Raw genomic sequence first — 18,921 nt, forward strand, 5'->3', positions numbered from 1 at the left:
CTGCAGGCGCAGGTCCCACCACGGCGACATCTGGAACATCGAGCCCAGGCCCAGGCCGACGCCGGCGCCGCTGAGTTCCTCGCCCAGGAAGTCGATCTGGTGCGCGTTGATGCTGCCGATCACGAACGGCCGGATCCCGGCCTTGTCGTTGGCGAAGTACTGCAGCAGGTTGGCGCCCAGCGTCAGCCGCTCGTAGTCGTTCTCCGCCGGCAGGTCCGACACCGTCAGGCTGCTGTAGCCGCCTTCCAGCTCGAAACCCGTGTACCGGCCCAGCGCGCGGCCCACGCTCACCGACCCGGCAACGCCGTTGTCCAGGTTCTCCTTGTCCGCGAACACGCCGCCGATCGACGGCGATACGTACCACCGCTGGTCGTATTTGCCCGCGTCCTGCGCGGACACCGTGGCGCCCCAGAGCAGGCCCGCCGCGGCCAACCATGCAAATTTAGACATTCTTAATCTCCCATCCCTGAAAGAGCTGCGGACGCGACTGTACCTTGCCGGGAGTCCCCGCGACGAATTTTTCCGGCGACGCTCGGGCTGCTGTTTGCTACCTGTCGTCAGAAAACCACTTGCGGACACTCAACCGTTCCGGTCAATGGCATACTATTTTCCATGAACCCGGGGCGCAAACGCCATACGCTTCCGGTGACCCCATCCGTACAGGGAGTGTTTCGAGATGAAAGGATTGCGTTGGTTGCTGGTGACGAGCGTGCTGGCGATGGCCGGCTGCAACGGCGGGCCCTCGAGCCCCGACTTCCAGCCGGAAACCACGGTTTCGGAGTTCCGCATCACCGGGCCGTCGCCGGCGACCACGGAGCTGGCCTCCCAGTCCCTGCCGGTGGGAACCACCCGGGACGTCCGTGCCCTGGCCACCATCACCACCACGGTGCCTCCCGGTTATGAAGGCAGTCCCGCTCCCCAGGAGATCGACGGCAAGCTGGTCGTCAAGCTGGAGAACCAGGATGTGACCACCGAGGCCAGCTGGGGCAGTTCGTCCGAAACGAACGCCACGGTGGACGGCAACGGGCGCATCACCGGTAAGGCCGTGGGCGGTACCACGGTGACGGCCAGCTACAAGGGCAAGTCCGACACCCTGCCGGTGACCGTGACCAGCGCCACCCTGGCCGGAGGCTCGGTGGAGTGCATCCGCCCGGTCACCACGGCGAATCCCGCATGCCCCGACAGCGATGTCTACAGCCGCACCCCGGGTATCGACGTCAGCTTCGAGGCCATCGGCCGCTTCTCCGACGGGCAGCTCTATCGCATCGCCACCCCTCCGCATACGCTCGAGTGGAGCAGCGACACGCCGACGGTGGCCGCGAATTCCGGGTCGACCAGCAGTAGCTTCCGGACCGACGACGTAGGCTCGGCGGTGATCACCGGCGAGGTCACCGCCGGCGTCACGCCGCTGCCCAATCCGGCGTCCGCCGATGCCACGCTGAACGTCACGGCGGCCAATGAGTTCTGCGCGACCGAGTTCCTGGCCGCCACGGCCGAGGTGACGGAATCGCTGTGCATCGGCTGCTCGGTCAACAACAAGGAGAACATCATCGACGGCAACCTGGAGACCTATGCGGACATGAATATCCCGCTGGGCCTGCTGCTGCTGTCCAACGTCTCGGTCACCGTCGCGAACAAGGCGGGCCAGCCGACGATTCCGGCCGGCAACCCGGTGGGCTTCCTGCTGAGCCGCACCACCAACAACATCCTGGCCGCCCAGCTGCTGGGCAGCCTGGAAGTGAGCACGGTGAGCCGCAACGCCAGCGGTGAGCTCGTGGACAACGACGATCCGGCTACCAGTTCCGAGCTGCTGCGCCTGACCCTGCTGGGCATCCGCCTGCCGGACGATCCGCAGTTCCTGCTGACCACCGGCGCGACGACCCAGGACTACGACGGCGTGAAGCTGACCTTCCGCGGCGGCCTGCTGTCGCTGCTGGCGGCGGTCAACGTCAACACCGCCTGCTCGCGTGCGCAGGTGACGGAAGAGTAGGTGCAGGACCGCTTCGAAGAAGGGCGCCTCCGGGCGCCCTTTTTTTGTCCATCTCCTCATGCGGGGAAATGCGGGAGAGGGGACCTGAGGTGACGACCCCAAGCGTTCGCCCCGAGCCTGCCGAAGGACGACGCGCTCGGGCAGCCATCCATGACGGGATCTTCGCCCATGCATCAACCCCCCGGGACGGCCCTCCACGGCCGCCAGGAATACGGAACTCCGTTATGAGTTCCGCGCGCCGGCGCGCAAACTATTCCCATCGAGCTGAGCACCACGTTGGAATCAACGACCGGGCTCCGGGCATACCGGGATCGATCTCATCCACCCGGCCCATGCCCTCGAGGCTTCCCCCGCTTTTCCGCAGCAGGACGATTGCCGGGCTAACCCAGTAGGGCTCTGCCATGCATCTGCGAACGAGTCCCCGGGTCGCAGCCTGCTGCCGGTGCTCTTTCCCGATACGGTATTGCTGCCCGCCAGCTCCTCTCCACCAGGGGAGCCCGCGCAGCGCTAGGGGTAAAGCCGCGAACAGCGTGGAGGGGCCCCCAGCGCAAGAGCGCTGGGGATCCTCAGCGTCGTGAGTCGGCGGTTGTAACCCCGGGAACTCCGCTAAAGCCGCGAACAGCGTGGAGGGGCCCCCAGCGCAAGAGCGCAGGGGATCTCCACGCAAGGCTTGGGCGCCGCGCAAAGAAAACCCCGCCGGGTTAGGGCGGGGTTCGGTCATCTGAACCGCAGACTCGCTGCGCTAGGATCCCTGGCGCTCTGGCGCCAGGGGCCCTCCACGCGGCTCGCTGCTTTACTCAATCACCTTCAGCTCCACGCGGCGGTTCTCCTCGCGGCCTTCTTCGGTGTCGTTGCTGTCGATCGGGCGGGACTCGCCGTAGCCCACCGGGTTCATGCGCGGGGCTTCGATGCCGCGGCCGGCCAGGTAGGTCTTCACCGAATTGGCGCGGCGCTCCGACAGGCCCAGGTTGTAGGCGTCGGTGCCGACGTTGTCGGTGTGGCCTTCCAGGTCGACCTTGATCGTCGGGTAGGCCTTCAGCGTCTCGGCCACCTCGTTGAGGATCAGCTTGGCCGGCTCGGTCAGGCGGTCGGAGTCGAACTCGAACTTCACGCCGCGCAGGATGAAGTTCTTGTCCAGCGCGCAGCCGTTGGCGTCCACGGCCTCGCCCGGGCGGGGCTTGCGGCAGTCGCCGGTCAGGGCGCACCCGTTGGGCAGGACCTTGGCGCCCGGCGGCGAGCGCGGGCACTCGTCGAGGTAGTCGGGAATGCCGTCACCGTCGGAATCCAGCGGGCAGCCGTCCGGGCCCACGGCCACGCCCTTCGGCGTCTCCGGGCACTTGTCCATGAAGTCGGGCACGCCGTCCCCATCGGCATCCGCCGCCGGGCAGCCATCCGGGCCGACGATCACGCCCTTGGGGGTGTTGGGGCACTTGTCGTAGGCGTCGGGGATGCCGTCGCCGTCGCTGTCGATCGGGCAGCCGTCCGGGCCCACCATCACGCCGCGCGGGGTGCCGGGGCACTTGTCGAGCGAGTCGGGCACGCCGTCGCCATCGGAGTCGGCCGGGCAACCCTTGGCGTCAACCGCGGTGCCCTTGGGGGTGCCGGGGCACTTGTCCAGGTAGTCGGGTACGCCGTCGCCGTCGGTATCCACCGGGCAGCCGTCGGAGTACACCGTCACGCCCTTGGGGGTGTTGGGGCACTTGTCCTTGCGGTCGGGGACGCCGTCGCCATCGCTGTCGGTCGGGGTGCCGCCGAAGCTGCGGCGCAGGCTCACGCCCACGGTCTGCGACTTGTATTCGCTCTCGAGCTTGGAGGAGGTGAACGATCCATCGGGGGCCGTAGGCGACTGGCCCGAGGCCTCCATGTCATCGCCCACGATGTAGCGGTAGTCGATGGACAGGGTGGTGGCATCGCCCAGCACGAAGCCGACACCGGCGCCGGCCTGATAGACCAGGCCGGAAGCCTTGCCCGAGAGCCCGGCGTCATCCAGGTCGAGGTCGGCCTGCTGGAAACCCGCGCCGACGCCCAGGTAGGGAACGATCGAGGAGCCGAAGTCGAAGTCGTACCAGGCATTGGCCAGCACGCGCAGCGTGCGCACCTTGCCATCGTCGCTGATCAGGCCCGAACCGGCCGTGGTCTCGACCGACGCCACGTCAATGTCGTTTTCCGAGATCGCGACCGACAGTTCCGGCCGGAAGCCGCCGTCGAAGAGGTATCCGAGGCTGCCGGCGATGCTGTAGCCGCCATCGAAAGTGACCCGCGCGGGCGCGGCGGGGAGCCGCTGCGTGGTCGAGCCGCCGGGCGTGCCGGGCGTCACGGTGCCGGGGCCGAGCAGGGTCAGAAGGCAGCCCTGCACGCCGAGGCCGCCGACGACGCCGTTCAGCAGGGGGCCCAGGACCGGAAGGCCGGCCAGCAGGCACTCCTCGATCTCCTCCTCGGTCGGCGGAGTCGTGGACGTGAGGCTGGTGTTCAGCTTGCCATCCGAATCCTCGATGGAGGAGTACGCGCCGCTGAGGCCGAAATACCAGCCCGGCTCGTAGGCATTGGCGGAGGTCGAAAGCAGCGCTGCCGCCATCGCTCCAGACATGGCAGCGCCCTTCAGCGCCGCTCCCAACCGCTTGTTAAACATGTGGCCCCCGGAATTGGATGTATACCGCTCGCGCGATCTTAGCCCGTTCGCGCATGAAGTATCAACGCTATCGCCGTGTCGGCAGTAGGAATTTTGTCACTACCCAATGTCAGGGACAGGGTTCCCGGCGTCAGGGCATGGAAATCCGGCTTACCAGGGTGTCCGCGGGCGGCTGGAGAGGCCAGTCCCGGTGGTTGAAGACCTGGCCGCTGCGGCGTACGGCATCCAGGCTGGCGGTGTCGATCCGGGCATAGACCCAACCGGGCTCGTCCAGCCGCCCGGAAGCCAGGACGCCGTCGTCGGGGTGGCCGCGGTCCACCGGGGTATAGATGCCGGCGGCACCGATGTTCACGTCCACCGCAGGGGACCAGGGGGCTTCCCCCACCAGCGGCGCCTGCACCACGTAGCACTGGTTTTCCAGTGCCCGTGCCTGCGCGCCGATCCGCACGCGGTGGTAGCCCGCCAGGGTGTCGGTGCAGCTGGGCGCCAGCAGCAGTTCGGCCCCGGCTTCGACCAGGGTGCGGGCGATCAGCGGGAACTCGATGTCGTAGCAGGTGCAGATGCCGATGCGGCCCAGCGCCGTATCGAAGAGCTTCAGGCCCTTGCCGGCGCCGATGCCCCATTGCTCGCGTTCGAAGCGGGTCATCATCTGCTTGTCCTGGAAATCGGCGCTGCCCTCCGGCCCGAACAGCCAGGCGCGGTTGCGGTAGCCGCCGTCCTCGCGCACGGGGAAGCTGCCGGCCAGGATGTAGGCCCCCAGTTCCCGGGCCAGGCGGGCATGCAGGGCGCGCCAGCGCGGGAGCAGGTCCTGCATCGCGGCGATCTGCCCGTGCAGGTCGGCGCGCAGCGCCGGTCCCAGCAGCGAGGCCAGCTCCATGCTGGCGTATTCGGGAAACACCAGCAGCTTGGCCTGCCGCGCCGCCGCCTCGCGGCACCAGCTGGACAGCTTGTCCTCGAAGGCGTCCCAGTCCGCCAGTTCGCCGACCGGATACTGCGCCGCCGCCAGGAGATAGCCTTTGCTCATGCCGGGTCCAGCCGACGCTGCCAGAAGCCCAGGGTCTTGTTGCTGGGCGCGTTGTCGCCGAGGTCCAGCCAGGACATCCGGCATTCCAGCCCCGGCTCGCGGACGTAGCCGCGCCGGCCCCAGAAGACGTCGTTGGGCACGTAGTCCGCCGGGCGCATCGGATGATCCGGGGGGCGTTCGACCGCACAGAACGTGGTCCAGGACTGGCCGAGGTGCCGCGCGTGCGCCTCGCGCTCCTCGAAGAAGCGCACGCCCAGGCCGCGTCCCCGGTAGGGGCGCAGCAGCAGCGATTCGCCGAAGTAATGGTATCGCTCCAGCGGCAGTCCCGCGGCCAGGAAGGGCTCGCGCATCTCCTGGTGGGCTTCGGCCAGCGGCAGGCTGGTGGAAGCGCCTACCGCCTCGGCGCCGTCGCGCACCAGCACGATCAGGCTGTGCGGGCTGTCGACGTAGGTCTGCAGGTAGTGCGCTTCGTACTCGGCGCTGCCGTCGTAGAGATAGGGGAACTCGCGGAATACGCGGATGCGCAGCCGTGCCAGCGCATCCACATGGCGCGCGATGTCGCCGCCGCGCAGCAGATCGACGGTCAGCGTGCCGCTCATTGCACCTGCGCCAGCCAGTCCTGCAGGTTGTAGTAGTTGGTCACGCGCGCCACCTTGCCGTCACGCAGCTCGAAGAAGGCGCCGGCGGGCAGGCGATAGGTCTGGCCGTTGGCTTCGGGCAAGCCGGCATCGGTGGCCAGGTATTCGCCGAGCACGGTGAACTCGGCCGCGGCGCGGCGCCCGGAGGGCTCCGCCAGCACCACCAGGTCGGCGATCTGCTCACGGTAGCTGCGGTTCATGCGCTGCATGAAGGCCGCGAAGGCCTCTCGGCCGTGCTCGCGCAGGCCCTGGTTGACGTCATGCACCACGTCCTCGGTCAGCATGCCGAGGAAGGCATCCATGTCGCCGGCGTTGAAGGCGGCGTAATAGCGTTCGATCAGCTTGCGGGTCTGTTCCGTCATCTCGGCTTCCTTGCTGGAAACGGAAAGTGTAACCGCTACGGCATGGCGCAGGCCCTAGTATCCCATCTGCTTGGCCGCCAGGTCCTTCATGATCTCCAGCGAACCGCCGCCGATGGTCAGCACCTTGGTCTCGCGGTAGATGCGCTCCACCTTGGCGCCGCGCAGGTAGCCCGCTCCGCCGAAGATCTGCATCGCCTCGTTGGCCACCCACTCCAGGGAGGTGGTGGCGAAGTTCTTCAGCATGCTCAGTTCCGCCACCGGGAACTGCTTCTGGCCGATGCGCCAGGCTGCCATGTCGAGATTGGCCTTCACGGCCTCGTTGCGCGTGCGCATGTCCACCAGCTTGTGGCGGATGACCTGGTTGCGGATCAGCGGCTTGCCGAAGGTCTGGCGCTCGCGGGCATAGGCCAGCGATTCCTCGTAGCAGACCTGCGCGAAGGCCCAGGCCTGGGCGGCCAGCATCAGGCGCTCGTTGTTGAAGTTCATCATGATGGCCATGAACCCGGCATTCTCCGGGCCGATGCGGTTGGCCACCGGCACCCGGCAGTTGTCGAAGTAGAGCGTCGCCGTGTCCGAGCACCACCAGCCCATCTTGTGCAGGGGCGAGCGCGTCAGTCCCGGGGTGTTTCCCTCGATCACCAGCAGGGAGACGCCGCCCATGCCGTCGCCGCCGGTGCGCACGGCCGTGGTGATGAAGTCGGCCCGCATGCCCGAGGTGATGAAGGTCTTGGAGCCGTTGACCACGTAGTGGTCGCCGTCGCGCACGGCCCGGGTGCGGATGTTGGCCACGTCGGAGCCGCCGCCCGGCTCGGTGATGGCCAGCGCCGCGATCTTCTCGCCGGCCAGCACCGGCCGCACGAAGCGCTCCTTCTGCTCGGCATTGCCGACATGGGCGACCGGCGGGGTGCCGATGCCGTGGCTCATCAGGCTGGCGATCAGGCCGCCGCTGCCGGCGCGCGCCAGCTCCTCGGTGACGACGATGCCGTAGAAGGGGTCCACCTCGGCCCCGCCGCAGGCCTCGGGAAAGCCGATCTGCAGCAGGCCGGCCTCCGCCGCCTTGCGATGCAGTTCTCGAGGCAGCTCCTCGGCGGCTTCCCATTTGTCGATGTTGGGAGCAATCTCCTTCTCGACGAAGCGACGCAGCTGCTGCCGGAAGGCTTCATGGTCTTCGGTGTAGAACGGATGCTTCATGGTTATTAATATTACCGCGGAGGCGGTTCCCTGGAGGACAAGGGCTGCACCATAATCTCCGCCCCGGACGGCGCGCAACCGCGAGACGTTCGGTAACAATAATTACCAAGAGGAGTCGACATGACCGTCATCGACGAATCCCTGCTGCCGCTGAACCGGGTCTACCACTGGGAAGCGACGCAACCCCAGGCCGTCTACCTGTCACAGCCGCTCGGCGGCGGCAGGATGCGCGACTACACCTGGGCCGAGGTGGCCGACGAGGCCCGGCGCATGGCGGCCTACCTGAAGTCCTTCGGCTGGGAGCCGGGTTCGCGCGTGGCGATCCTCTCCAAGAACTGCGCGTGGTGGATCATGTCGGATCTGGCCATCTGGATGGCCGGCTACGTCAGCGTGCCGATCTACCCGACGCTGACCTCCGACTCGGTGAAGCAGATCCTGCAGCACAGCGAGTCGCGCGCCTGCTTCGTCGGCAAGCTGGACGACTGGAACATGATGCGCGCCGGCGTGGTCGGCAGCGCGGTGAAGTGCATCCGCTACCCGCTGTCGCCCGAGGAGAATTTCCCGGAATGGGACGACATCGTGGCGAAGACGGCGCCGCTGCCGGGCAATCCGCTGCGCCGGGCCGACGAACTGGCCACCATCGTCTACACCTCCGGCACGACCGGCATGCCCAAGGGCGTGATGCACCTGTTCAGCAGCATCGGCTGGTCGGCGCAGTCGCTGCGCCAGCGCTTCGGCAGCAGCCCGGAGGACCGCATGCTGTCCTACCTGCCGCTGGCCCACGTCGCCGAGCGCTGGGTGGTGGAGTCCGGCTCGCTCAACGCCGGCAGCCGCGTGTTCTTCGCCGAATCGCTGGAGACCTTCCCGCAGGACCTGCGCCGCGCAAGGCCCACCGTGTTCATCTCGGTGCCGCGCCTGTGGGTGAAGTTCCAGCAGGGGGTCTACGCGAAGATGCCCAAGGAGAAGCTGGAGCGCCTGCTGAAGATTCCGCTGATCGGCTCCCTGGTGAAGCGCCGCATCCTCGCGGGCATGGGCCTGGACCGGGTCCGCTTTGCCGGCGGCGGCGCCGCGCCGATGCCGCCGGACCTGCTGAAGTGGTACCACGGCCTGGGCCTGGAACTGCTCGAGGGCTACGGCATGACCGAGAACTTCGGCTGCTCCCACAGCAACCTGCCGGGGCAGGGCAAGCCGGGCTATGTCGGCGTGACCTATCCCGGCGTGGAGTGCCGAATCGGCGAGGCGGGCGAGGTGCAGATGCGCTCGCCGGCGCTGATGACGGGCTACTTCAAGGAGCCGGAGAAGACCCGCGAGACCCTGACCGAGGATGGCTTCCTGCGCACCGGCGACAAGGGTGAGATCGACGCCGAGGGGCGCCTGCGCATCACCGGCCGGGTGAAGGACCTGTTCAAGACCTCCAAGGGCAAGTACGTGGCGCCGTCGCCGATCGAGGATCGCCTGGTGACGCACCCGACCATCGAGGCCTGCTGCGTGGTGGGCGCCAACTATCCGCAGCCGATGGGCATCGTGATGCTGTCGCAGGACGCGGTGAACCACGCCCGCAGCCCGGCGGAGCGCCAGGCGCTGGCGGCCTCGCTGGGCCAGCACCTGGAGAAGATCAATGCGGAGCTGGACCCGCACGAGCAGATGGACTGCCTGGCAGTGGTGACCGAGCAGTGGACGGTGGAGAACGGCTTCATCACGCCGACGCTGAAGGTGAAGCGGCCGGCGATCGAGTGCAACTACGCGAAGTACTTCGATGGCTGGCTGAGGCAGAAGAAGGCGGTGGTCTGGGCTACCAGTACATGAGTGGCCGGATGCCATCCATGTACTGGTGGCGGGCGGCCATGGATGGGCAGACCGCTTCCCCTGGCTATCCTGGCCGTTCGTGCTGAGCCTGTCGAAGCAGGAACGGTCCGCGCGCCGATCCGTTCACCCTTCGACAGGCTCAGGGCGAACGGATCGTTGAGGGGCAGGTTTTACTCGGCCACGAACTTCGGCCAGGTCCGCATGTACTCCACGAACTTTTCCCCGAGGCCCTCGCTGCGCAGGTAGTCGGCCGTCACCGGCGTCCGGACCGGCTGGAACTCGCTGTTGCCGTGCACGAGCTGGGGGAAGTCGTGGTGCAGGATCGCGGAGCGGCCGATGGCGACGAAGTCGGCGCCGGCCTGCAGGCAGGCCAGGGCTTCCCTGGCGCCGCGGATCTTGCCGGCGGCGCCGATGCGCACCTGGCGCCGGTCGAGGCGGGTGAACCAGGACAGCAGGCTGCTGCCGTGGTAGGCCTCCTCGTTCGGCTCCTTGAAGGCGTCCCAGAGCGACAGGTCGATGTAGTCGATGCGGCCTTCGCGGCACAGGCGCTCGCTGATCTCGAGGATCTCGGACAGCTTCTGGCCGAAGCGCTCGGGCGACAGGCGCACGCCGAGGTTGAACTCCGGGCCGCAGCGCTCGCGGATGCCGTCGAGGATGCGGAACAGCAGGCGGCTGCGGTTCTCCAGCGAGCCGCCGAACTCGTCCTCGCGCTGGTTGAACTCCTCGCTGATGAACTGCGCCACCACGTAGCCATGGGCGCCATGCACTTCCGCGCCGTCGAAGCCGGCCTTCTGCGCACGCACGGCGGCGGCGATGAAGTCCTCGATCAGCCGCTCGACCTCGGCGTGGCTCAGGGCGCGGGCGCCCGTCTCGGCGAAGTCCGAGGGGCCCACCGGCTGCAGGCCGTCGTTCAAGTCCTTGGGGGAGCGCACGCCGGCATGGTGCAGCTGCACCGTGGCCAGGCTGCCCTCCCGCCGGATGGCGGCGGCCAGCCGTGTCAGGCCGGGCAGCTGGCTGTCGTCGGAGATGCCGAGCTGGCCGGGAAAGCCGCGGCCCTGCATCTGCACGAAGGCGGCGCAGGTCATGGTCATGCCGAAGCCGCCCTGGGCGCGCTTGACCAACCAGTGGAACTCGTCGTCCGACAGGCTGCCGTCCGCGTGGCTCTGCAGGTTGGTCAGCGGCGACAGCATCAGGCGATTCTTCATCGCCGGGCCGTGCGCGAAGGAGATCGGGGCAAACAGGTCGGTCACCGGGGCTTTTCCGTCCATGCCTACTTCGCCCGCAGCGCGGCCGCTTCCAGGGTGTTCTGCATCAGCATCGCCACGGTCATCGGGCCGACGCCGCCGGGGACCGGGGTGATGAAGGCGGCGCGCTCGCGCGCCGCTTCGAACTCCACGTCGCCGCGGAGCTTGCCGTCCGGCATGCGATTGATGCCGATGTCGATCACGGTGGCGCCGGGCTTGATCCAGGAGCCCTTGACCATCTCGGGCTTGCCCACGGCCACCACCACGATGTCGGCGCGCGCCACCTCGGCGGCGACGTCGGCGGTGAAGCGGTGGCAGCAGGTGGCGGTGGCACCGGCCAGCATCAGTTCCAGCATCATCGGCCGGCCGACGTGGTTGCTGGCGCCGACGACCACGGCGGTGCGGCGCTTGAAGGGCTCGTTCACCGACTTCAGCAGCTCGATCACGCCGTAGGGCGTGCAGGGGCGCAGCACCGGCAGGCGCTGGGCCAGGCGGCCGAGGTTGTAGGGGTGGAAGCCGTCCACGTCCTTGTCCGGGCGGATACGCTCGATCACCGCGGTGGCGTCGATATGGCCGGGCAGGGGCATCTGCACCAGGATGCCGTCGACGCTGTCGTCCGCGTTGAGCCGGTCGACCTCGGCCAGCAGCTGTTCCTGGGTCACGGAAGGCTCGAAATGCACCGGTACCGAGCGGATGCCCAGGTCCTCGCAACTCTTGCGCTTGCTGCGCACGTAGACCTGGGAGGCGGGGTCCTCGCCGACCAGCACGGTGGCCAGGGCAGGGGGACGGTGGCCGGCGGCGAGGCGGGCGGCGACGGCGGCGCCCACGCGCTCGCGGACGGACTGGGCGACGGCTTTGCCGTCAATGAGCTGTGCGGGCAAGAGAATGTCCCTAATGGAGAGGGGTAATGATCGGCGCACATTCTAAGAGCCCGCCCGTGAATAAAGCACGCCAGCGTTGCAGCCAGAAATCGCGCCAAGCTCAGCCGGCCGATGCGCGGTTGGGTGGGCCCCAATAAGCAGCGGTCGGCGCCGCGTGGCGCGATTTCCGGCGCAACCCTTCGGGACGGGGCCATTTTCGCGCCCCGCGTTCCCTATCACCCCTCATGTACGTCGAGTACACCGCGGGTCGATAGGGTTAGCGGGACACGAAAATGGCACGCCGTCGCTGGCGCGCTTTATTCACGGGCGGGCTCTCAATGCGGCTAGAATTCCGCGCTTCATGCCGCCACCAAGCCTCCAGCTCGAAATCCGCGATCTCGCCGTCCGGCGCGGTCCGCGCCTGCTGTTCGAAGGCCTGGGCTTCGCGCTGTCCGGCGGCGAGATCCTGCACCTGCAGGGCGCCAACGGTGCCGGCAAGACCTCGCTGCTGGAGACCCTGGCCGGCCTGCGCCGGCCCGCGGCGGGGCAGGTGCGGGGCTTGCCGGAAGAGGGCGGGCTGCACTGGCTGGGCCACCGCAACGGCCTGAACCTGAACCTGTCGGTGCTGGAAAACCTCGAATTCTGGTGCGGCCTCAATGGCGCCGGAGCCGCGGCCTGCCAGCCGGCGCTGGAGCGCGTCGGCATCTGGAAGCTGCGCCACCGCCTGGTGCGCACGCTCTCGGCCGGCCAGAAGCGCCGCGCCGCGCTGGCGCGGCTGCTGGCGCAGCGCCGTCCCCTGTGGCTGCTCGACGAGCCCCTGGACGGCCTCGACCGGCAGGGGCTGGAGCTGTTCGCGCAGTTGCTGGCGGAGCATGCGGCCGGCGGCGGCGGTGCCCTGGTCACCAGCCACCAGCCGCTGCCGGCGGGCCTGGCCGGTGTGCGAATCCTGGTGTTGAACCCGTGAACGTGATCCTGGCCGTCCTGACCCGCGAGCTGCGGCTGGCCCTGCGTTCGCGCATGGACTGGCTGCTGCCGCTGCTGTTCTTCGTGATGGTGGTGATGCTGTTCGGCCTCGGTGCCCGCCCCAACGACCCGGTGCTGGCGGGCTTCGCCCCCTCGATCCTCTGGGTCGGCGCGCTGCTGTCGATGCTGCTGACCCTGGACCGCCTGTTCCGTGCGGACTACGAGGACGGCACGCTGGAGCAGCTGTGCCTGGCCGAGGCGCCGCTGACCCTGACCGTGGCCGCCAAGCTCACCGCCCACTGGCTGCTGACCGGCCTGCCGCTGGTGCTGCTGGCCGCGCCGCTGGCGGTGGCCCTGCAGCTTCCCGCCGCAGGCCTGCCGGCCCTGGTGCTGGGCCTGGCCCTGGGCACGCCCGTGCTGAGCTTCGTCGGCGGTTTCGCCGCCGCGCTGACGGTGGCGCTGCCGCGCGCCGGGCTGCTGCTGCCCCTGCTGGTGCTGCCGCTGCTGGCGCCGGTGCTGATCTTCGGCGCCGGCGCGGTCCGTGCCGCCCTCGGCGGCCTCGACGCGGCCGCTCCGCTATACTTCCTCGCGGCGGTGCTGGTGCTCTGCATCACCCTGGTTCCCTGGGCCGCCGCCGCAGCCCTGCGCAACGCCTTCGAATGAGCTCCTGGACCTGGTTTCACCGGCTGGCTTCGCCGCCGAGTTTCTTCCGCCTGGCGGACCGCCTGGCGCCCTGGCTGGGCTGGATCGCCCTGGCCCTGCTGGCCTATGGCTGGATCAATGGCCTGTTCTTTGCGCCAGAGGATTACCAGCAGAAGGATGCCTACCGCATCATCTACGTCCACGTGCCGGCCGCCGCCCTGTCACTGTCGCTCTACGTCGGCATGGCGGTGGCGGGTTTCGTGGCGCTGGTCTGGCGCATGAAGCTGGCCGAATCGGCACTCATCGCCATCGCGCCCGTCGGCGCCAGCTTCACCGCCCTGGCCCTGGTCACCGGCATGCTCTGGGGCAAGCCGATGTGGGGCGCCTACTGGGTCTGGGACGCGCGCCTGACCTCGGAGCTGGTGCTGCTGTTCCTCTACTTCGGCGTGATCGGCCTGTGGCAGGCCTTCGAGGACCCCCGCGCCGCCGCCCGTGCCTGTGCCCTGCTGGCCGTGGTGGGCGTGATCAACGTGCCGATCGTGAAGTACTCGGTGGACTGGTGGAACAGCCTGCACCAGGGTTCCACGATCCTGAAGATGGGCAAGCCCAGCATCACGGCCGCCATGGCCTGGCCGCTGTTCGCCTCGGTGATCGGCAGCTATCTGTTTGCCGGGTACGTGATCCTGCGCCGGCTGCAGAACGAACTGCTGCAGCGCGAGGCCGGCACCGCCTGGGTGCGTGAACTGATGGGAAAGTCCCGTGTCTGAGACCTTGGCCATGGGGGGGTACGGCCTGTACGTCTGGGGCAGCTTCGGCTGCGGCCTGGCCGTGCTGGCCTGGAATGCGCTGTCGCCCCGCCTGGCGCGACGTGCATTGATGCGCCAAATGACGGAATCCGAATGACCAAGCGTCAGAAACGAATGGCGGCAGTCGTCCTGCTGCTGGTGGGCCTGTCCGTGGCCGCCGTGCTGGGCTTCACCGCCTTCAGCAAGAACATGATGTACTTCCAGACGCCCAGCGACATCGCCGCCGGCAAGCTGCCGGAGGGCGCGCGGATCCGCCTGGGCGGCCTGGTGGAGAAGGGCAGCGTGCAGCGCGGCGACGGGTTGCTGGTGAACTTCAGCGTGGCCGACTGCGAGGCCAGGCTCCCGGTGCGCTACGAGGGCATCCTGCCGGACCTGTTCCGCGAGGGCCAGGGTATCGTCGCCACCGGCCACATGGACGGCAGGACCTTCGTCGCCGACGAGGTGCTGGCCAAGCATGACGAGAACTACATGCCGCCGGAGCTGGCCGAGAAGCTGGTGACGCCGGACGGCAAGCACTCCTGCGAGCAGTTCAAGTCGATGGGAGCCAAGGCATGATCCCGGAGATCGGCCACTTCCTGCTGATCCTGGCCCTGGGCGTCGCCGGCCTGCAGTTCCTGCTCCCGTCCTGGGGCGTATGGAAGCGCGATGCCCGCGCGATGGCCTTCGGCCAGTCCGCGGCGCAGGTGCAATTCGCGCTGGTGTTCCTGTCCTACCTCTGCCTGACCTGGGCCTTCGTGCAGAAGGACTTCTCGGTCACCTACGTCGCCGCCAACTCGCATTCCGAACTGCCGCTGATGTACCGCATCAGCGCGGTCTGGGGAGCGCACGAGGGCTCGCTGCTGCTGTGGATGCTGATGCTGTCGGGCTGGACCTGCGCGGTGTCGGTGTTCAACCGCCGCCTGCCAGCGGACATCACGGCGACCTGCCTGGCGGTGCTGGGCGCCATCGCCGTCGGCTTCCTGTCCTTCATGCTGCTGACCTCCAACCCGTTCGACCGCCATTTCCCGGTGCCGGCCGAGGGCAAGGATCTCAACCCGCTGCTGCAGGACCCCGGGCTGATCATCCACCCGCCGATGCTCTACATGGGCTACGTCGGCTTCTCGGTGGCCTTCGCCTTCGCCATCGCGGCCCTGGTCTCCGGCCGTCTTGACGGCGCCTGGGCGCGCTGGACGCGTCCCTGGACCACCACGGCCTGGCTGTTCCTGACCATGGGCATCACCCTGGGCTCCTGGTGGGCCTACCATGAACTGGGCTGGGGCGGCTGGTGGTTCTGGGACCCGGTCGAGAACGCTTCCTTCATGCCCTGGCTGGTCGGCACGGCGCTGATCCACTCGCTGGCGGTGACCGAGAAGCGCGGCCTGCTGAAGTCCTGGACCGTGCTGCTGGCGATCATCGCCTTCTCGCTGTCGCTGCTCGGCACCTTCCTGGTGCGCTCCGGCGTGCTGGTGTCGGTCCATGCCTTCGCCACCGATCCGGCGCGCGGCGTCTACATCCTCGGTTTCCTGGCGGTGGTGCTGGGCAGCGCCTTCTCGCTCTATGCCTGGCGCGCGCCGCAGCTCAAGAGCGACGGCGACCTGGTGTTCTTCTCGCGCGAGGGCCTGCTGCTGCTCAACAACGTCTTCCTGGTGGTGGCCGCCGCGGCGGTGCTGCTGGGTACGCTCTATCCGCTGTTCGTCGACGCCCTGGGCATGGGCAAGATCTCGGTGGGGCCGCCCTACTTCAATGCCGTGTTCATCCCGCTGACGGCGCCGCTGGCCGCGATCCTCGGCCTGGGCATGGCGGTGGGCTGGAAGCGTGCGAAGTTCGCCGAAGTGGTCCGCCAGCTGCGCTGGCCGGCTGCGCTGGCGCTGCTGTTGGCTGCCGGCCTGCCGTTCCTGTGGGTGGGCAGCAGCGGCTTCGCGGTGTTCGCCGGCGTGATGCTCGGCTCCTGGGTACTGCTGACCTCGGTGCACGACCTCTGGGGCCGCGTACGCGCCAAGCGCTCGCTGCTGGCGGGCCTTGCGGCCGTGCCGCGCTGCGTCTGGGGCATGACGGTGGCGCATCTCGGCCTGGGCCTGTGGGTGCTGGGCGTGGCCTTCGTCAGCCTGCACAGCGTGGAGCGCGACGTGCGCCTGGCGGCCGGCGAGTCGGCCGAGCTGCACGGCTACGAGTTCTTCCTGCGCGGCGTGGATCCGGTGCATGGCCCGAACTACGACGCCGACCGCGGCACGGTCGAGGTGACGCGCGAAGGCGCCAGCGTCACGACCCTGCATCCCGAGAAGCGTCTCTACCGCGCGCAGCAGAACGTCATGACCGAGGCGGCGGTGGACGAGTCGCCCTTCCGCGATCTCTACGTGGCCCTGGGCGAGCCCTTCGACAACGGCGACTGGAGCCTGCGCATGTACTACAAGCCGGCGATGCAGCTGGTCTGGTGGGGCGGCTTCGTCATGTTCTTCGGCGGCATCCTGGCCGCCTCGGACCGCCGCTACCGCCTGGCGAAGCTGGCGCAGGCGCCGGTCTCCGCCGACGGCAAGGTGACGGCCTGATGCGCTTCCTGATCCCGGCGGCCCTGCTGGTCGTCCTGCTGGTGTTCCTCGGCATCGGCCTCAAGCGTGATCCGCGCGAGGTGCCGTCGCCGCTGGTCGGCAAGCCGGCCCCGGCCTTCGACCTCGCGCTGCTCGGCGAGCCGCAGCGCTATACCCAGGATGATCTCAAGGGTCGTCCCGTGCTGGTCAACTTCTGGGCCAGCTGGTGCGCCGGCTGCCGCGTGGAGCACCCGCTGCTGGTGAAGCTGGCGGGCGAGGGCGTCGAGATCGTCGGCATGGATTACAAGGACACCGACGAGGCGGCCCGCCAGTGGCTGCAGCGGCATGGCAATCCCTACCGCCGCGTCGTCGCCGACGTCCAGGGCACCGCCGGGCTGGACTGGGGGGTCTACGGCGTGCCGGAGACCTTCGTGCTCGACGCCAACGGCACCATCGTCTACAAGCAGATCGGCCCGATGACCGAGCAGGCCTGGAACGAGAAGATCCGGCCCCTGCTGCAGGGGCCGAAGTCGTGAGGCTGGCGCACTGGGGGCTGGCGTTGCTGCTGGCGCTGCCGGTCCTGGCTCCCGCGCAGCCGCCCGATGCGCCGCCCCAGACCGTCCAGGCGACGCTGGATGCCGGGCAGCAGGAGCGCTATCGCCGCCTGGTCCATGAACTGCGCTGCCTGGTCTGCCAGAACCAGACCATCGCCGATTCCAATGCGCCCCTGGCTCAGGACCTGCGCTCGCAGGTGGAGCGCCAGATCGCCGAAGGCCGCAGCGACGACGAGATCCGTCACTACATGACCGCCCGCTACGGCGACTTCGTGCTGTACAAGCCGCCGGTCCAGCGCAACACGGTTTTCCTGTGGGCCGGCCCCTTCCTGCTGCTGCTGGGTGCGCTCGCGATCGCCCTGCGCCAGCTGCTGCGCCGCCGTGACGCGGCCGCCGCCCCCGCCGCCATGCCGGATCGGCAGGCCCTGCAGAAACTGCTCGACGAGGACCGTCCGTGATACCTGCGTACCTGGGCATGGCAGCCCTGCTGCTGCTGGCCTGCCTGTGGCTGACCCGTCCCTACTGGCGCGCCCCCGGTGCGGCGCTGCTGCGCCGCAAGGCCGCCAACGTCGCCGTCTACCGTTCGCGCCTGGCCGAGATCGACGCCGAGGCGGAGAGCGGCGTGATCGAAGCGGACGCCGCGGCGCAGCTCAAGGACGAACTGGCGGCGCGCCTGCTGCAGGACGCCGGGCTTCCGGCGGATGCGCCGGCCGAGAGCGACCGCCGCCGCTGGGGGGCGACCGCCGTGCTGGTCCTGCTGCTGGCGGCCTTCGCCGGCATCTTCTATTGGCAGCAGGGCAGCTGGCGTACCCAGGAACTGGTGGCGCTGGCGGCCGCCGACCCGGGGGCGGCGCAGCAGGGGGCCATCAACGAGATGGTGGAGCGGCTGGCCGCCAAGCTGGAGCAGAATCCGGACGATCTCGAGGGCTGGGCCATGCTCGGCCGCTCGTATTTCATGATGGAGCACTACGCCGACGCCGCCCGCGCCTACGGCGAGCTCAACAAGCGCCTGCCGCAGCCGGAGGCCGACCTGCTGGTGGCCGAGGGCGAGTCCCTGGGCCTGGCGCGGGACCGCGACCTGCAGGGGCGGCCGCGGGAACTGTTCCGGCAGGCCCTGAAGCTGGAGCCGGACAACGGCAAGGGCCTGTGGTATGCCGGCCTGGCGGCGGCGCAGGCCAACGAGCTGCCGGCCGCCCGCGACCATTGGCAGCGCCTGCTCAAGCAGGAACTGCCGCCGGAACTGCGGACGGTGCTGGAAGGGCAACTGGCCCAGCTGGCCCAGGCCCTGGGCGAGCCGGTCGCCGTGGCGGCGAAAGCCGCTCCCGAAGCGCCGGCGCCCGTGCCGGCAGCGGCCGAAGGCCCGCAGCTGCGCCTCAGGGTGGCCCTTTCCGCCGAACTGGCAGCCAAGGTGCCGCCGGGCAGCATGCTGTTCGTGTTCGCCAAGGCCGAGCAGGGGCCGCCGATGCCGCTGGCGGTGCAGCGCCTGCCGGGAGCGAAGCTGCCGCTGGACGTGGTGCTGGACGACAGCATGGCGATGATGCCGCAGCTGAAATTGTCGCAGTTCGACCGCTGGACCGTGACCGCCCGCATCACCGCCGGCGGCAGCGTGAAGGCCGAATCCGGCGATTGGGAGGGAAGCCGTGCGGTTTCGAGAGTAGAATCCGCACAGCCGATCGCACTGACCATCGACCGGGTCGTGCCCTGAAGA

Annotated in this window: 18 protein-coding genes and 1 pseudogene; 11 read left to right on the forward strand and 8 right to left on the reverse strand. The window is 68.8% G+C overall.

The annotated features are described in order from the left end of the window. A pseudogene (locus C3942_RS14380) lies at nucleotides 1-450 on the reverse strand (porin family protein); the annotation flags it as partial. Nucleotides 451-676: 226 nt separating this feature from the next. On the opposite strand from C3942_RS14380, the gene C3942_RS14385 reads away from it, so the two are divergent. Then, nucleotides 677-1,990 (forward strand): Ig-like domain-containing protein, encoded by a 1,314-nt coding sequence (locus C3942_RS14385; protein ID WP_114409752.1) that lies wholly within the window; start codon nucleotides 677-679, stop codon nucleotides 1,988-1,990. A gap of 793 nt (nucleotides 1,991-2,783) precedes the next feature. Here C3942_RS14385 and C3942_RS22865 read toward each other — a convergent pair. The 5 genes from C3942_RS22865 to C3942_RS14410 form a co-directional block, all read right to left on the reverse strand. After that, nucleotides 2,784-4,577, reverse strand: a complete 1,794-nt coding sequence (locus tag C3942_RS22865; RefSeq protein ID WP_207766103.1) for a thrombospondin type 3 repeat-containing protein — start codon at nucleotides 4,575-4,577, stop codon at nucleotides 2,784-2,786. Nucleotides 4,578-4,749: 172 nt separating this feature from the next. Next, on the reverse strand, nucleotides 4,750-5,643 hold the full coding sequence (locus tag C3942_RS14395) for a carbon-nitrogen hydrolase family protein (protein ID WP_104231060.1): 894 nt from the start codon (nucleotides 5,641-5,643) through the stop codon (nucleotides 4,750-4,752). Next, nucleotides 5,640-6,242 carry a GNAT family N-acetyltransferase gene (locus tag C3942_RS14400; RefSeq protein ID WP_243393608.1) on the reverse strand — a complete coding sequence of 201 codons (603 nt, stop codon included), beginning with the start codon at nucleotides 6,240-6,242 and terminating at the stop codon, nucleotides 5,640-5,642. The genes C3942_RS14395 and C3942_RS14400 overlap by 4 nt, the downstream gene beginning before the upstream one ends. Next, nucleotides 6,239-6,643 carry a ketosteroid isomerase-related protein gene (locus tag C3942_RS14405; protein WP_104231061.1) on the reverse strand — a complete coding sequence of 135 codons (405 nt, stop codon included), beginning with the start codon at nucleotides 6,641-6,643 and terminating at the stop codon, nucleotides 6,239-6,241. Before C3942_RS14405 ends, C3942_RS14400 begins: the two co-directional genes overlap by 4 nt. Nucleotides 6,644-6,697: 54 nt before the next feature. Then, the gene (locus tag C3942_RS14410; protein WP_104231062.1) at nucleotides 6,698-7,834 is read right to left on the reverse strand and encodes an acyl-CoA dehydrogenase family protein; all 1,137 of its coding nucleotides are present in this window, start codon (nucleotides 7,832-7,834) and stop codon (nucleotides 6,698-6,700) included. Between the two features lie 120 nt (nucleotides 7,835-7,954). On the opposite strand from C3942_RS14410, the gene C3942_RS14415 reads away from it, so the two are divergent. Next, on the forward strand, nucleotides 7,955-9,640 hold the full coding sequence (locus tag C3942_RS14415; protein ID WP_104231063.1) for an AMP-binding protein: 1,686 nt from the start codon (nucleotides 7,955-7,957) through the stop codon (nucleotides 9,638-9,640). 170 nt (nucleotides 9,641-9,810) lie between these two features. Here C3942_RS14415 and C3942_RS14420 read toward each other — a convergent pair whose 3' ends face one another. Next, nucleotides 9,811-10,908, reverse strand: coding sequence for an NADH:flavin oxidoreductase (locus tag C3942_RS14420; protein ID WP_104231064.1), 1,098 nt, complete (start codon nucleotides 10,906-10,908; stop codon nucleotides 9,811-9,813). A 2-nt stretch (nucleotides 10,909-10,910) separates the two neighbouring features. Then, a complete protein-coding gene (gene folD, locus C3942_RS14425; RefSeq protein WP_104231065.1) occupies nucleotides 10,911-11,765 on the reverse strand; it encodes a bifunctional methylenetetrahydrofolate dehydrogenase/methenyltetrahydrofolate cyclohydrolase FolD in 855 nt (284 codons plus the stop codon). A 340-nt stretch (nucleotides 11,766-12,105) separates the two neighbouring features. Here folD and ccmA point away from each other — a divergent pair, with 340 nt between their 5' ends. From ccmA to ccmI, 9 genes are read left to right on the forward strand one after another with little or no spacing between them, the layout of a single operon-like run. After that, complete coding sequence (gene ccmA / locus C3942_RS14430) at nucleotides 12,106-12,708, forward strand: heme ABC exporter ATP-binding protein CcmA (RefSeq protein WP_104231066.1); 603 nt, start codon at nucleotides 12,106-12,108, stop codon at nucleotides 12,706-12,708. Continuing rightward, nucleotides 12,705-13,370 (forward strand): heme exporter protein CcmB, encoded by a 666-nt coding sequence (gene ccmB, locus C3942_RS14435; protein WP_104231067.1) that lies wholly within the window; start codon nucleotides 12,705-12,707, stop codon nucleotides 13,368-13,370. Before ccmA ends, ccmB begins: the two co-directional genes overlap by 4 nt. Then, nucleotides 13,367-14,116: a heme ABC transporter permease CcmC gene (ccmC, locus tag C3942_RS14440; RefSeq protein WP_104231068.1), complete on the forward strand. Its 750-nt coding sequence runs from the start codon at nucleotides 13,367-13,369 to the stop codon at nucleotides 14,114-14,116. Before ccmB ends, ccmC begins: the two co-directional genes overlap by 4 nt. Further along, nucleotides 14,109-14,252, forward strand: a complete 144-nt coding sequence (gene ccmD / locus C3942_RS14445; RefSeq protein WP_243393609.1) for a heme exporter protein CcmD — start codon at nucleotides 14,109-14,111, stop codon at nucleotides 14,250-14,252. Before ccmC ends, ccmD begins: the two co-directional genes overlap by 8 nt. Continuing rightward, nucleotides 14,249-14,710: a cytochrome c maturation protein CcmE gene (ccmE, locus tag C3942_RS14450; protein ID WP_104231070.1), complete on the forward strand. Its 462-nt coding sequence runs from the start codon at nucleotides 14,249-14,251 to the stop codon at nucleotides 14,708-14,710. The genes ccmD and ccmE overlap by 4 nt, the downstream gene beginning before the upstream one ends. After that, the gene (locus C3942_RS14455; RefSeq protein ID WP_104231071.1) at nucleotides 14,707-16,680 is read left to right on the forward strand and encodes a heme lyase CcmF/NrfE family subunit; all 1,974 of its coding nucleotides are present in this window, start codon (nucleotides 14,707-14,709) and stop codon (nucleotides 16,678-16,680) included. The genes ccmE and C3942_RS14455 overlap by 4 nt, the downstream gene beginning before the upstream one ends. Further along, entirely contained in the window at nucleotides 16,680-17,195 is a 516-nt protein-coding gene (locus C3942_RS14460) for a DsbE family thiol:disulfide interchange protein (protein WP_104231072.1), read from the forward strand. Before C3942_RS14455 ends, C3942_RS14460 begins: the two co-directional genes overlap by 1 nt. Further along, a complete protein-coding gene (locus C3942_RS14465) occupies nucleotides 17,192-17,671 on the forward strand; it encodes a cytochrome c-type biogenesis protein (RefSeq protein ID WP_279331186.1) in 480 nt (159 codons plus the stop codon). Before C3942_RS14460 ends, C3942_RS14465 begins: the two co-directional genes overlap by 4 nt. A 17-nt stretch (nucleotides 17,672-17,688) precedes the next feature. Further along, nucleotides 17,689-18,918: a c-type cytochrome biogenesis protein CcmI gene (gene ccmI, locus C3942_RS14470; RefSeq protein ID WP_104231073.1), complete on the forward strand. Its 1,230-nt coding sequence runs from the start codon at nucleotides 17,689-17,691 to the stop codon at nucleotides 18,916-18,918. The last annotated feature ends 3 nt before the right edge of the window (nucleotides 18,919-18,921 follow it).

Source organism: Solimonas fluminis, from assembly GCF_002930645.1.
In the GTDB taxonomy this organism is placed as follows: Bacteria; Pseudomonadota; Gammaproteobacteria; order Nevskiales; family Nevskiaceae; genus Solimonas_A; species Solimonas_A fluminis.